This window comes from Rubrivivax albus, from assembly GCF_004016515.1.
GTDB lineage: Bacteria > Pseudomonadota > Gammaproteobacteria > Burkholderiales > Burkholderiaceae_C > Rubrivivax > Rubrivivax albus.
In genome coordinates this window covers 43,514-56,632 of the sequence record NZ_SACT01000012.1, presented here as the reverse complement: position 1 = coordinate 56,632, position 13,119 = coordinate 43,514, and the positions used below count along the sequence as shown (strand labels likewise).

Genomic DNA, 13,119 nt, shown 5'->3' with positions numbered 1-13,119 from the left:
TCGCGGACACCTGAGATACGATGAACCCAGTCACCCGCATGCCCTGTGCGCTGTCCGCCATCGGCGTGAAACGGTGTCCGCGATCAGCGTGAAACGGGTGTCCGCGATCGCTGAAATGCGCAAACAGACGGCCGCTCACCGGACGCTGCGCCGGACGCGGAGGCTCCGCAGGGGCCTTGACCGACTGCGATCGACGTCGACAGCAACGTCACACCCAGCGTGACAACACTCGAGGCCGAGGTCAACATTCGACCACCGATAGCTCACGCAGCAGCTGGCGCTTCCCGTCGCGTGCGTGGGAACCTGCGTTGCCGGGTCCGAACCAGCCACTGCAGGTCGCGGCAATCTCATCGAACGAGGGCCGGCTTCCGTCCGGAAGGCCGACCTGAATGGCGCCAAAGACTGGCAGCTGGCATTCGAGCGCGGAACCCTTTATGCCAGCTGTCGACGCATGAGGAATCAAGGTGCGTTCGAGGCAGACAGCATTCCTGGAGACATCAGGTGACCGGGTGCCGAAGGGCATCACCGTGTCGGAAATGTCGTCCTGAGGCCCTGTGGCTGCTGCGTGTGCCTGTGGACCGGACAACTCATGCGGCATCCACAAAGGCCTGCGGCGACACCACGCGTGATCGCATCGCGGCGTCGCGCTGAAGCGCCTTGTCACCTGTGATGAGCAACAGGTCCGGCTTGGCGGCCAGCAGGTCCCACAGCAACTGATCGCCGGGGTCCGGCGCCGGCGATCCGACGCCTGGGTGCACGACGATGGCGTGCTGGGCGATGTCGGTGAGGAGTGTCTCGACCTCGGTCGAGGTCAGCCCGTGCAGCTTGCGCAGGGCCGGCCGCAGCAGGACGTCCCGGTACTCGGCCAGCAAGGCTTCGGACAGGACAAACGGAAAGTCCGCTGCCAGCATGCCGTCGAGGATGCGCGCCACGGGGGATGTGGCGTTGCCGGTCAGCAGCCCGGCAATCACCACGTTGGTGTCGACGATGACGGCCTGACGGCTCACGACTTGCGCCGCACTGCCCGCACATGCTCTTGCGCCACGGCAACGGCCTGGTCGTCGGGCAGCTTGCTGTGCGCGCGGGCGCGACGCACCAACTCACGCGCGTCGGCGCGCGACTTGATGCCATAGAACTCCAGGCTTTCGTCGATCAGTTGCCCGATCGTCTTGTCGCGCTGCACGGCCGCTTCCTTCAGCGCCTTGTAACGAGCCTCGGACAGGGTGATGGTCAGGCGGCTCATGTCGGCCTCACATTGGTGCTTTGACACCAATATGCTAACGCATCGGGGTAGCCGCAGCTGGACTGACACGCAGGTTGCCCTCATGGGCTGGTCGGCGAGGCGCATTCGAGCGGATGTCCGGCTCTCGACGTCCTTCGGACGCCACTTGACCGATCCCGAACATCCTCACCCGCTGCAGGACTGCTGTTCGGCACACACCGACGCACCTCGTCGGCCGAGCGCCGCCCGCCTACTCCGCACCGGCCTCGACAACTGCAGGCTCACCCTCGGGGTGCGTGATGCGGCCAGTCGCTGGCAGCGCGGCCCCTGGCAGGCCAGCTTCTGCCGCCGGCGAATCGCCTGCCGCGACGACCAAACCATCGTGCGCAACGTCAAGGCCGTCGGCGTCGTCGCGGCCTTCGACATCGTCGGGCGGCCTGACGCGCGCATCGAGCGCATTCATGCGACGCCGCAGGCCCGTCGCGAAGCTGCGCGCGCCGTTGGCGATGTCGCGCACCTGGCGCTTGAGCCCCGCTCGCTGCGTATCCACCGCCTGTGCCGACACCACCTCGTGGATCTCCAGCGTCTGCAGCAGCGGCATCAGCTGGTCGAGCTTGACCAGCACCTCCAGGAATCGGCGGCTGATCGACGACAGCACGTGCACGTCCACGTCCAGCGGCACCGTATCGTAGGACGCCACGCTGGTGATGCCGTGGGCCTTGAACAGCGCCTCGGCGCCATCGATGGCCTCGTTCAGGCTGGCAGTGGCGACATCGATCCTGCCACGCAGTGCCGTTTCGATCCTGCCAATGTCCTCGTGGTCGAGCCGGGTGCGGGCGATGACGGAGATGAAGTGCATGTTCAGTTGCAGCGTGTTGAACGCGCGCACGAACATGCGCTTGCCCTCGGCACTGCTGAACCGCGTGGCGATCTTGAGGCTCGCTGCCTCGACGCGGCGGAAGTCGACCTTGGCTTCGCGGGCCAGGATGCGGGCGTTGGCGTCGCCCTGGTCCACCTTCACGATCTCGACTTTGGCCATGCCCGCGGCTCCTTGTGCTGACAACGGGGTCGACGGCATCTTCCGAACGTGCCCGGCCCCTTGCCACACGAAAGCCCCGTCACCTCGGGGCGCTTTCGCGATCAGTTGCGTGGCCACGGGCATCAGCCCATTGACCGGGCGGAACCGGCGCCCTACCTTTGCGCCACGCAGCAGCTGGCCCTGCATCCAGACTCGGCAAGCCTTGGAGATTTCCTGAACTGATCCCCCGCGTGGGTTCCCGTGCAGGTCGCACAGGCACACGTGGGGACGATCGAATCGCGGTGATGCACGCCCCACCGATGGGGGACACCCGTTGCGGTGTCGCTCCGTCGGGTGCCCCTGTGCATCGCCGTGCCGAGGACCGCGCAAGCGGTCAGGCACGCCGGAGCATTCGCCTCAGGCCGGGCCTTCGAGGCAAGGGCTGCGTCCCGGTGCCGAGCGCATCCGCTCGAGCGCCGCACCGACCGCGCCCTTGCCTCCCGGGCTCGTCCCGTTCTCGCCGATGTCCCCCCCGATCGGACGCTGACACCGATCACCGCGCTCGCGCGCGCCACTGAACCCTGTCAGCCCTGGAGTTCCACGCCCCGACCGCAAGGCGGCCGGCGCCACATCACCCAACCGTCACCCGCATGGGGGCCCACGCCCCCGCCACGGGGTGCACGTGGGCTCCCTTCCCATCCAAGGAGTCCACGATGCACAGCACCAACGCCTGCCGTCAGGCCGGCGCCCATGTCGGCTCGCCACACACGGCAAGCCCCGACGCAAACCGAGCCCGACTCGGCTCGACGACGACCCCGTTCGTCATCGACGCCCCGTTCGACATCCCGGCCGGCCTGGATCTCCAGGACGATGCCGGCGCAGACAGCGCCGACAGCGCCACCGGCGCACCGGGCAGCACCCGCGAAGAGTGGGTGGAGGAGTGGAGCGAGGACGACATCGTCCTGCTGCACTGGCGCCTGCTGCAGGAGATCCGGCACCTGGCCGACCCGGCCACGCCGCTGGAGGAGAAGCTCGACACCCTGCGCTGGGTGTTCACCGAACGCGAGAAGGACGGCCTGCCGTTCTCGTTCGTGAACTGCCTGCGCGTGGTCGGCTGCAGCCCGCTGTCGCCGATCCCGTACTGCGGGCAGCTCGACGCCGAGGAGATACGCGAGCGCATCCGCCATGGGCTCAAGCCCTGGCTGCACGCGACGCTGGCCCGCTACCCCGACTGGGTGCGCGAGGCTGTGGCGACCCACCCCGAATGGGTCGAGGCCCGGCTGACACGCAATCCCCAGTGGATCAACGAGCAGCTCAAGCAGATGTCCGTGCAGGGCGACCTGTTCACGTGATCACAACCCCACCGGGCGCCTTGTCTCCGGCCTTGCTGACCGACCAGGTCATGCCGCCGCGGCGCGCGCCCATCCATTCGAAGGATTTCTCGTGCACAAGATCCCCCAACCCACGGGCCGGCTTCCCGGTCGCCATCGCCTGCTTTTCGTGCAGGCGCCCGAGGACATCGAGGTCCTCGTCAAGGAGAGCGAAGTGCTGACCGGTCGGTCCGGCCGCACTTTCGTCATCGCCGGTGCCGACCGGCTCGTCTACCGCGTCCACTGGCAGCCGCTCACCGAACCCGGTGGCCATGCCGCCGGGCCGGTGGTCGAGCGCCTCGGCCACCACGGCGAGGTCCTGAGTCGCCAGCACCTGCAGCTCTGGGAGTTCCTGGAGCACAGCCTCGTCGAGGCGCAGGCCGCCGGCCAGTTGTTCACCCCTCCGGTCCGCACGACGCCCTGATGGGCACCGATCCGCGCTGACCGGCCCACACACCCCGGCGGGTGCATCCCGCCAGGGGTGCTTCCGCCGGTTCTTCCCCCGATCGGGATGCCCCCGAAGGAGTCAACGATGAAGATCCAAGTCCGAATCAACGAAGAAGGCGCGCTGCGCAACCAGCGCCATGCCTTCAGCAACCGGTTCACCCTGGTGTCCGAGCTGCTGCAGAACGCGCGCCGTGCCGGCGCCCGCCTGATCCGGATCGACCACGATCCGCAGGCACAGATCCTGACCGTGCAGGACGACGGCCACGGCCTGGACGACTTCCAGAAGCTGCTCAGCTTCCACGAGTCGGGCTGGGACACCGACACCTGCACGCAGGAGCGCCCCTTCGGCGTCGGGTTCTCGAAGTGCCTGTACGCCGCCTCGCGCTGCGTGGTGGCCTCGGGCCGGCGCCGCGTCGACATCGACACCGCGGCCGCACTGGCCAAGGCAATGGTCGAGGTCGAGGAGTGTGTCGAAGGTGACGCGGTGACAGGCACCCGGGTCGAGCTGCACGGCGTCGACCTGCCGGACCTTGCGCAGCGCGTCGAGGAACTGTGCGCCGGATTTCCGGTGCCGGTGTGGTTCAACGGCGAGCCGCTCAAGCGCGCCATGGCCGAGGCCCACCTGGCCACCCAGGCCAGCGCCATCGGCGCCGTGCACCTCGCGGGCACGCGCGACGGCCGGTACACCCACGACACCTGGGTGTTCCTGCAGGGTTTCTGCGTGCTGCGGCCGGCCTGGTCCAGCCGCGAGGACGTGAACGTCGTGCACCTGGACTCGCGCCAGTTCATGGCGCGCCTGCCGGACCGCGACCGCCTGATCGACGAGGACGTGCAGCGCCAGCGCATCGACACCGAGCTGAAGGCCTGCTGGCGGCGCACGCTGGAGATCGCCAAGGCCGAACTGCCGCCGCGCCACTTCATCGACACCTACTACAGCGTCATGCGCGGCTGGGGGCACCTCGACCTGCTGAACGACCTCGGCACCCTGCCGGGAGAGCTGTGCAGCCTGGTGTCGGGCTACCCGGTGCAGGTGGAGCATGGCGAGCGCCGCCATCTGACGCCGGTGCCGACCGCACCCACGCGCGAGGCCATCGAGTCGGGTGCCGTGCAGCTGGTGGCCCTGGACGACGTGGGCGACGACAACGCGCCGCGCTGGATGATGGCGCGCGCCCGCGGCTGGCTGGTGTTCGACTGGATCGGCGTGCATGCCGACCACTGGGTGATGCGCCACGTCCGCTTCCTCGAGGAAGAGGGTCAGCGCGTGACGCCGGTGGGCGAGAAGCTGCGCACGGCGCTGGAGGGCCGCTGGGTCTGGCCCACGGTCATCCTCTGCGAGAAGGTTCGCCTGCGCGTCGGCGACGACGAGACGCTGGTCGGCGACGCCGGGGTCTGCCACGACGGCAACCTGTACATCCCCGACGGCGAGACGACGGGCGCGCCGGTGGAACAGCTGTCCTCGTTCACCGACGAGAACGACCAGTTCCTGGAGGCCGACCGCGACGCCGACCGCGACGCGCTGGCCGATCTGCTGCGCCTGCTGCGGGCGGTGGACCCGGTGCAGACGCTGGACTCGCTGCTGCAGTCCCTGCGCTTGGGCAAGTACCCGCTGCTCCACGGCAAGACCTTCCAGCTGACGGTGGGCGTGGGTCTCGCGCCCGGGCACACCGTCGATCTGGTCGACCACGCAGCGGCGGGCGGAGGATCGCATGCAGGACGCTGACTACGCGGCCCGCATCGACGCCGTGAAGCAGCGCGCGCATGGCCGCTGGAGCGAGGTGCTGGCCGCGGCCGGCATCGAGGAGCGCATCCTCAGGCACCGCAACGGGCCCTGCCCGTCCTGCGGAGGGACCGACCGCTTCCAGTACACCGACAAGTTCGGCGAGGGCAACTACCACTGCAGGCAATGCGGCCCGGGTGGCGGCTTCAAGCTGCTGCAGGCCGTGCGCGGCGTGGACTTCCACGCTGCCCTGTGCGAGGTGGAACGTTGCCTGGGCATGCTGCCTGCGGCTGTGGCCAACGAAGCCGGTGCCCCGGCGGCACCAGGGGAGCGCATGCGCCGGCTGGTGCAGCGCATCTGGGACGAGGCGCGGCCGGTGGTGGCTGGCGACGAAGTCGACCGCTACCTGCGCGGGCGCGGGCTGACCCTGCATCGGCATCCGCCGGTGCTGCGGTTCCACCCGTCGCTCGGCTACTTCGAGAAGGGTGCGGACGGCAAGTCGCGGCAGATCGCGGCCTACCCCGCCATGCTGGCGCTGATCCAGGCGCCGGATGGTCAGGCCGTGACGCTGCACCGGACCTACCTGCGCGACGGCCGGAAGCTCGACGCCGTCGACGCGAAGAAGGTGCTCTCCGCGGGCATCCACGGCGCGGCCGTACGCCTGTTCGATGCCGGCGCGCAGCTCGCGCTGTGCGAAGGCATCGAGACCGCCTTGGCGGTGCACCTGGCCACCGGCAAGCCCGTGTGGGCCGGCATCAGCGCCGGCAACCTGGAGAAGCTCTGGGTGCCGGACACCGTGCGCGAGGTCTGCATCTATGCGGACAACGACGCCGGTGGCGACTTCGCCGGCCAGTGCTTCGCCTACGCGCTCGCGCGGCGGCTGAAGCGGGAGGAGAAGACCACCGGCCCGCGACAGGTGCGGGTGTTCGTGCCGCGCCATGCGGGCACGGACTGGGCCGATGTGTGGTGCCAGCGTGCCACCGGCCCCGACCAGGGCCGGGGACAGGCGACCGCATCGTCGTCGGCCGACCGGGCCGCGGGCAACCGGGTGGCCCTCGGTGGCTGAGGCAGAGGTCATGGAGCTTGGGGTGCGGCGAGCCACGGCGGGCCGCACCCGCTTTTTCAGCGGCACTGGACGGGTCGGCGCATGCCCTGCGCCAAGACCTGCCGGTGCCGGCGAAAAGGTCAGGCGCCGTCGGCCATGCGGCCGACGCGCTCCCCCCGTCGTTTCCCGACTGGTAGCTGCCAGACCAGGTGACGCCCAACGGCGACACGAAGGCAGCCCTGGAGATCCCGCGCGACCGATGGCGACACCCGTGTCACCGACGTCGCGCCCCTGCCTTGCCGATGCATCGCCAATCCACCCAGGACGCGCTGCATGCGGCGAGTTGTTGTCGTCAACCCACTGCGGGGACCCGTGCCCCGACGTGGGCCGTGCCGTCCCCGCTTTTCACCCACCCCAACCCGATTGGAGAAAGTCATGAAGAGCGGACGTACCCTCGTGAGCCTGGCCCAGGAACTGGAGCGCCAGCTGCACTCGAAGAAGGACCTGATCGTGCCGTCGCAGCTGGTGCATCACAGCACCGGCGACGACGGCCAGACGCACATCATCGTCAACGAAGGCGGCAACCCGGTGCGCTACGGCGTCACGCCGCTGGCGCGCCGCCAGCTGGCCGACAAGCTGAAGATCCCGCACGCGTACTTCGAGCGCATGCGCGAGGAGCAACCGGTGCTGCTGGACCGCAACGTCAACACCTGGCTGCAGAGCGAGGACGACCGGCGCATGCTGCGCACCCTGGACGGCCAGGTGCGCGCGGTGCTGTCGGACCGCTACCGCCGGCTCGACAACTTCGACCTCGCCGAAAGCGTGCTGCCCATCCTGCAGCAGCTGCCCGACGTGCGTTTCGAGTCGGTCGAGCTGACCGAGACGCACATGTACCTGAAGTGCATCACCTCGCGCCTGACCTACGAGATGGCGCCGGGCGACGTGGTGCAGGCCGGCGTGGTGATCTCGAACTCCGAGGTCGGCCAGGGCACGCTGTCGGTGCAGCCGCTGCTGTACAGGCTGGTCTGCCGCAACGGCCTGATCGCGGCCGACCGGTCGCTGCGCAAGACGCATGTGGGCCGTACGGTCAGCACCGAGATGGACGACGCACAGGGCCTGCAGGTCTACCAGGACGACACCCTGCGTGCCGACGACAAGGCCTTCTTCCTGAAGGTGCGCGACGTGGTCCAGGCGGCGGTGTCGGAGGCGAGCTTCCGGCAGACGGCGCAGAAGCTGCAGAAGACGCTGAAGATCCCCCTCGTCGGCGACCCGGTGAAGACGGTCGAGGTGCTGGCCCAGCGCTACGCGCTCAACGATGTCGAGCGCTCGGGCGTGCTGCGGCATCTGATCACCGAGGGCGAGCTCTCGGGCTACGGGCTGGTCAATGCGGTGACGCACTACAGCCAGGAGATCGACGACTACGACCGCGCCACGGAGTTCGAGGCGCTGGGCGGCAAGCTGATCGAGCTCGGCACCGCCGAGTGGACGGGCCTGGCCGAAGCGATCTGAGCACGGCCTGAGCAGGCAGTCCGGCATGGCGGCGAGCGGGGGCAACCCCGTTCGCCGACCGGGCCGGCGCCGACGTTGCACGACGCCCCGACAAGGGCGTCGTTCACGCCGCCGAACTTGCGAACTGAGCGCGTCATGCGGTGGCGCTCACGCATTCGCCGGAATTCGCCAGGGCTTGCGAGTGGCAATTCGGTAAGCAGATGCACAAGCCCGCGCCGCCCATTGAAGTCGACCCTTCGCCCACCCTATGCTGGCCGCACAGCGCCGGAACCCTTCCTTCAGCCACCGCAACACGACCCGCATCCACCGACCAACCCCTCCACCCTGCCCTGCACGGGCTCGTGGTCCCCACGCGAGGACGCACCATGAACCAGGTCCAGCTCTCCGATGTGCAGATCGCCAACCTGACCCTGCTGCTCACCATCCGCGACGGCATCCTCCACGACCGCACGGCCGCGTGCTGCCGCTTCTCGCTCGACGCCATGCAGGCAGAGCGACTCGGCACGATGAGCGTCCAGCAGTTGATGGCCATCGTGGCCAACCTGGGTGACGCCACGCTCTTCCCTCCGCGCCGCGACCTGGTCAGCCTGCTCGACACACCGCTGCCGCTGGTTCGACCGCTGGCCGCGGTCCACGCCCCCCGCCATGTCACGGCCAGTTCGGCAGCCTGACGCCCAGTTGCCGGGTCATACGCCATGCAGTCGCGGGTCGATCGCCAGTTGCGCGCCCTGGCACTGGCCAAAGCCTGCGCGGCCTGCGGTGCACGCGTGCGCACCATCGGCCATCTGACGGGCCTGCCACCCCGCGAGGCGCTGCGCCTGCTCTTCCCGGACCGCATGGCCGTGCCTCGAGGGCGCTCGCCGGACTCGCCGGAGTGGTACCACGGCGCCAACCTGCTCCACCGCGCCGAGGCCTCGATCGTCGTGGCCCTGTACCGCCGTTTGCGAGACGCCGACTTCCCTGCGGGTGAAGCTCTCGTCGGCGCCTACCGCCACTACGTCGGCATCTGCCAGCCGCCGCATCGCATCAGCTTCGACCGCGCCTTCGATCTGGCCGCGCACACGGACGGCCTGTGGCTCACCGACACGAGGAGCTTCTCGCTGGTCACCTGCCCGACCTGCCACAGCGAGTTCCTGGCGGCCTACGGCTCCGTGGCACGCTCGAACGACCACTGCCCGTTCTGCAAGCTGGTGCAGCGGTACGGCACGGACACGCGGGTGCAGGGGGCGTTTCCGGTGCAGCCGCTGGCTGCGCCGAACGCGGATCAGCTTGGGATGCTCGTCCTGCTGCAGCTGGCTGCCAGCCCTTCGAACGAGCACCTTGCGGCACCGATGGCAGGCCAGCATAGGCCATGAGCCCCACGTCCAAAGTCGCTGACACTCAGTCGTCGGCCACGGCGGGCAATGCAGCAGTTGCTGTCTGTGGACTGTGACCAGACTCGGTCTGCCTTGGGGAAGCCTGCTCCCCTTCGCGTCGAGACATTGGCCTCCCGGCTGCGGTGGAGTCAGAACGGTCGACCGCTCATCGACCGCCAGCCGCATCGCGCCTCACAATCCCGCCGATGCCCACCCGCAAAGAAGACCTCGACGCCTTCATCCGCCGCCAGAGCGCCGACACCCTGGCGTCACTGCTGCTGGAACTCGCCTCCGAGCACCCTGAGGTGCAGCAACGCCTGGCGCGCCTGCAGCTCGCCGACAAACCCGACCGGCTTGCCGCGAACTTCCGCAAGACCCTGACGGCCTGGCGCCGCCAGACCCGCTTCCTGGACTACCGCGCCGGCATCGAATGGGCGTCTGATGTCGAAGCGTGGCTGTCGCAGATCGAGCGCGAACTGCTGCCCCGCGACCCGATGGCCGCCGTGGCGCTGGCCGAGGCCCTCATCGAGTGCGACGAGTCGGTCTTCAACCGCGCCGACGACTCCAGCGGCCGCATCGGTGATGCGATGCGCTCTGCCTGCCGCCTGTGGCTCGAGGCCGCCGCCCGCTGCGAGAGCCCGGCCGACGCCTGGCCTGCCCGCCTGCGCCGGCTGGCCGAGGCGGACCACTACGGCGCGCGCGAGGCGCTCTGGCTCCAGGCCGATCTGCTGCTGTCGCAGGCCCAGCTGCGCGAGATGGTGGCCGCGTTCGAGCGCGAACTCGATGCCGCTGCCGCGGCCGGCTCAACTGCCGCCGGCGACCACCGCCCTGCGCTTGGCGCCCTGACCCTGCTGTCGCACGCGCTGCGCGACCCCGACATCCACGTGCGCGCCACGCTGCGCCGCTGCCCGCGTCCAAACCCCGTCCAGAAACAAGGCTTCGTGCTCCAGTATCTGGACGTGGGACGCCCCGCCGATGCCCTGCCCTGGCTGGAAGACCCTGCCGACTGGCACCCGCACACACGCCTGCGCCTGCTTGCCGAAGCGCTCAAGCGCCTGGGCCAGAACGATCGCAGTGGGCCGATCCAGCAGCAGGTCTTCGAGCAGACCTTGTCGGTGGACGACTTCCGCACCTGGCTCGGGCATCTGGCGCCCGCCGCCCAGACCGCTGCCTTCTCACGGGCCAGGGAACTCGCGCTGGATCACGAGGATCCGGTCACCGCCGCGCGGCTGTTGGTGGACATCGGCTGCTTTGCCGAGGCCGAACAGGTGCTGGTGGCCGAGCCCGCCCGCATCACCGGGCAGGACTACAGCTGGCTCGTGCCGCTGGCAAAGACCCTGGAAGCCCAGCAATGCTGGCGTGGTGCAACGGCCGTGCTGCGGGCGCTGCAGGACGCCATCCTCGCCAAGGCCTACTCACCCGCCTATGGCCATGCGGCACGCTACTGGCACCAACTGCACGCCATCGCCGATCAGTCGCCGGACTGGGCGCCCTTGCAGCCCCACGCCGAGTACGTCGCCGCCCTGCGCCAGACGCACGCCCGCAAGTCAGCCTTCTGGGCGCAGGTGGCCAAGCGGCAAGGCACGGAGGCCGGCGACAGGTTGGACGGCGAGGATGCATAGCCCGACCCTGATATTCGATCAAAGTGCGTGGGACCGTTCCGCAGCGATTGCCGCCGGCCGCAGCATGAAGCCTGGGCTCACGCTCTGAGGCTACAAGCGGTCAGCTGATGACCGCTGCATAACTTCAGGACGCACCCGATCGGCTGCAGTCCAGGCCTCGCGGACTCGTGACGATGCCTCAGCGGCCCGAGACGGCCAACAGGACCATCTTCAAGCGACGGAAATTCAATGGCTTCGGTACGTCTGCCTGTCTATGACCGGTAGTCCCCCAACGGGACAGGGGCGCTTCGCCGGTAGCCACAAGAGCTGGCAGCGCCCCTACGCTGTTGGCTGGCCATGGCGGTCGACAGGCTCCGGCCAACGAGAACATTGGTCGCACACCGCTCGGCTCGTCGACAATTGCTCCATGGGGCTTGAGGTCGCGTTCCGGTCAAAAGAGTTGCGTTCGACGTGTGAAAGCCCCGCGAAGGCCAAGCGTGAGCTCGGGGAAGGTGCCGCCGCTGCATTGCGCAGGTATCTCGCCGACCTGGAGGCCGCTGAAACCGTCGCCGAGCTGGTGGAGATGGGGCTGGATTTCGAGAATTGCGGGTCGAAGGTGGGACTGATACGGTTTGGACTCAGTGAAGGGCGACACCTCTACTGCGAAGTGAACCACCAGCATGTGCCGATGAGCGGTGAGGCCGTCGACTGGTCGAAGGTTTCGAGGCTGAAGGTCATCCACATTGGAGGCGACCTGTGACGCGCTCTACCGAGTTCTCCCCAGCCTGGGCATCCCCGCCAGGTGAGACCGTCCGACAGCTGGCCGCGAAGAAGAACCTCCGGTCCGACGACCTAGCGCGGGCGGTTGGGCTGCCCCCAGGGGACCTGTCGCAGCTCTTCAACGGCGAACTGCCGATCACTGCGGCTCGTGCCAAAGGCTTGGCTGGTGTCGTTGGGGCCAGCGTGCGTTTCTGGCTGGCACGCGAGGCGCAATACAGGCGTGACGTCCAGGCACTGCAGGACGACAACAGGCAATGGGTCTCAAGCCTTCCGTTTGCGGACATGGCCCGGTACGGGTGGCTGAAGACCGCATCCTCGACGGGCGAAAGGCTACGGCATGCCCTGGAGTTCTTCGAAGTCAGCACCGTTGACGAGTGGCGCGACATCTGGCTTTCGGATCGCGCAGGCCTTACCGCGTATCGCACCTCGCCCGTTTTCACGGCGCAGGCAGCATCGGTCGCCGCTTGGCTTAGGCAAGGCGAGCTGGCCGCGGCAGAGCTGTCGGTAAGCACCTGGTCGCGTGACTGCTTTGAACGCTTATTGCCGTCCTTGAAGGCACTGACCCGTGTCCGCGAGCCTGCCGAGTTCATCCCGCAGCTCCAAGAGCGGTGCGCCACTTGTGGCGTCGCCGTTGTCATCGTGCGTGCGCCGAAGGGTTGTCCTGCCAGCGGCGCGACCCGCGTCAAGAACGGCAGGGCGATCCTGCAGCTCAGCGTTCGCTACCTACGCGACGACAGCTTCTGGTTCACCTTCTTCCACGAAGCCGGCCACCTGGTGCTCCATGAGGACCGCCTGTTCCTTGAGTGGTACGACCGGCGCGAGCTGGATAGCCACGAAGAAGCGGAAGCGAACAAGTTCGCTGGCCAGGTGCTCATCCCGCCGTCGGAAGAGGAGGCACTGCGGGCGCTGCCCCATGAGTACCGAAACATCATGCGGTTCGCCAAGAACCTGTCCATCTCACCCGGCATCGTGGTCGGGCAGCTTCAGCACCGCGGGTTGGTACGTCAGGACAAGCTGAACTTCCTCAAGAAGCGGTACTCCTGGTCTGAATAGGC

13 protein-coding genes are annotated in these 13,119 nt (G+C 68.5%); 10 read left to right on the top strand and 3 right to left on the bottom strand.

The window, feature by feature from the left end:
* Window positions 1-587 precede the first annotated feature (587 nt).
* From ENE75_RS23610 to ENE75_RS23600, 3 genes are all read right to left on the bottom strand, one after another.
* Window positions 588-1,007, bottom strand: coding sequence for a putative toxin-antitoxin system toxin component, PIN family (locus ENE75_RS23610; RefSeq protein ID WP_128201327.1), 420 nt, complete (start codon window positions 1,005-1,007; stop codon window positions 588-590).
* Complete coding sequence (locus ENE75_RS23605; protein ID WP_128201325.1) at window positions 1,004-1,243, bottom strand: CopG family transcriptional regulator; 240 nt, start codon at window positions 1,241-1,243, stop codon at window positions 1,004-1,006. Before ENE75_RS23605 ends, ENE75_RS23610 begins: the two co-directional genes overlap by 4 nt.
* A 229-nt stretch (window positions 1,244-1,472) precedes the next feature.
* Entirely contained in the window at window positions 1,473-2,447 is a 975-nt protein-coding gene (locus ENE75_RS23600; protein ID WP_233259248.1) for a DUF1845 domain-containing protein, read from the bottom strand.
* A 506-nt stretch (window positions 2,448-2,953) separates the two neighbouring features.
* Between ENE75_RS23600 and ENE75_RS25535 the strand changes: the two genes are divergently transcribed.
* From ENE75_RS25535 to ENE75_RS23550, 10 genes are all read left to right on the top strand, one after another.
* Window positions 2,954-3,592: a hypothetical protein gene (locus ENE75_RS25535; protein WP_233259247.1), complete on the top strand. Its 639-nt coding sequence runs from the start codon at window positions 2,954-2,956 to the stop codon at window positions 3,590-3,592.
* 91 nt (window positions 3,593-3,683) lie between these two features.
* A complete protein-coding gene (locus ENE75_RS23590; protein ID WP_233259246.1) occupies window positions 3,684-4,034 on the top strand; it encodes a hypothetical protein in 351 nt (116 codons plus the stop codon).
* A gap of 108 nt (window positions 4,035-4,142) precedes the next feature.
* Window positions 4,143-5,777 (top strand): ATP-binding protein, encoded by a 1,635-nt coding sequence (locus tag ENE75_RS23585; protein ID WP_128201323.1) that lies wholly within the window; start codon window positions 4,143-4,145, stop codon window positions 5,775-5,777.
* Entirely contained in the window at window positions 5,764-6,840 is a 1,077-nt protein-coding gene (locus ENE75_RS23580; RefSeq protein ID WP_128201321.1) for a DUF7146 domain-containing protein, read from the top strand. The genes ENE75_RS23585 and ENE75_RS23580 overlap by 14 nt, the downstream gene beginning before the upstream one ends.
* A 414-nt stretch (window positions 6,841-7,254) precedes the next feature.
* Entirely contained in the window at window positions 7,255-8,328 is a 1,074-nt protein-coding gene (locus ENE75_RS23575) for a DUF932 domain-containing protein (RefSeq protein ID WP_128201319.1), read from the top strand.
* Between the two features lie 365 nt (window positions 8,329-8,693).
* Complete coding sequence (locus ENE75_RS23570; protein ID WP_128001284.1) at window positions 8,694-8,999, top strand: hypothetical protein; 306 nt, start codon at window positions 8,694-8,696, stop codon at window positions 8,997-8,999.
* A 24-nt stretch (window positions 9,000-9,023) separates the two neighbouring features.
* The gene (locus tag ENE75_RS23565; RefSeq protein WP_128201317.1) at window positions 9,024-9,683 is read left to right on the top strand and encodes a FlhC family transcriptional regulator; all 660 of its coding nucleotides are present in this window, start codon (window positions 9,024-9,026) and stop codon (window positions 9,681-9,683) included.
* A 206-nt stretch (window positions 9,684-9,889) separates the two neighbouring features.
* Window positions 9,890-11,305: a DUF6880 family protein gene (locus ENE75_RS23560; RefSeq protein WP_128201315.1), complete on the top strand. Its 1,416-nt coding sequence runs from the start codon at window positions 9,890-9,892 to the stop codon at window positions 11,303-11,305.
* 406 nt (window positions 11,306-11,711) lie between these two features.
* Complete coding sequence (locus ENE75_RS23555) at window positions 11,712-12,044, top strand: hypothetical protein (RefSeq protein WP_128201313.1); 333 nt, start codon at window positions 11,712-11,714, stop codon at window positions 12,042-12,044.
* The gene (locus tag ENE75_RS23550; protein WP_128201311.1) at window positions 12,041-13,117 is read left to right on the top strand and encodes an ImmA/IrrE family metallo-endopeptidase; all 1,077 of its coding nucleotides are present in this window, start codon (window positions 12,041-12,043) and stop codon (window positions 13,115-13,117) included. Before ENE75_RS23555 ends, ENE75_RS23550 begins: the two co-directional genes overlap by 4 nt.
* Window positions 13,118-13,119: the final 2 nt, after the last annotated feature.

What these genes read in the sequence shown, in the direction of transcription:
- ENE75_RS23605 (WP_128201325.1), bottom strand. Translation starts at nt 1,243, where the DNA reads ATGAGCCGCCTGACCATCACCCTGTCCGAGGCTCGTTACAAGGCGCTG.
- ENE75_RS23600 (WP_233259248.1), bottom strand. Translation starts at nt 2,447, where the DNA reads ATGCAGGGCCAGCTGCTGCGTGGCGCAAAGGTAGGGCGCCGGTTCCGC.
- ENE75_RS25535 (WP_233259247.1), top strand. Translation starts at nt 2,954, where the DNA reads ATGCACAGCACCAACGCCTGCCGTCAGGCCGGCGCCCATGTCGGCTCG.
- ENE75_RS23585 (WP_128201323.1), top strand. Translation starts at nt 4,143, where the DNA reads ATGAAGATCCAAGTCCGAATCAACGAAGAAGGCGCGCTGCGCAACCAG.
- ENE75_RS23580 (WP_128201321.1), top strand. Translation starts at nt 5,764, where the DNA reads ATGCAGGACGCTGACTACGCGGCCCGCATCGACGCCGTGAAGCAGCGC.
- ENE75_RS23575 (WP_128201319.1), top strand. Translation starts at nt 7,255, where the DNA reads ATGAAGAGCGGACGTACCCTCGTGAGCCTGGCCCAGGAACTGGAGCGC.
- ENE75_RS23570 (WP_128001284.1), top strand. Translation starts at nt 8,694, where the DNA reads ATGAACCAGGTCCAGCTCTCCGATGTGCAGATCGCCAACCTGACCCTG.
- ENE75_RS23565 (WP_128201317.1), top strand. Translation starts at nt 9,024, where the DNA reads ATGCAGTCGCGGGTCGATCGCCAGTTGCGCGCCCTGGCACTGGCCAAA.
- ENE75_RS23560 (WP_128201315.1), top strand. Translation starts at nt 9,890, where the DNA reads ATGCCCACCCGCAAAGAAGACCTCGACGCCTTCATCCGCCGCCAGAGC.
- ENE75_RS23555 (WP_128201313.1), top strand. Translation starts at nt 11,712, where the DNA reads ATGGGGCTTGAGGTCGCGTTCCGGTCAAAAGAGTTGCGTTCGACGTGT.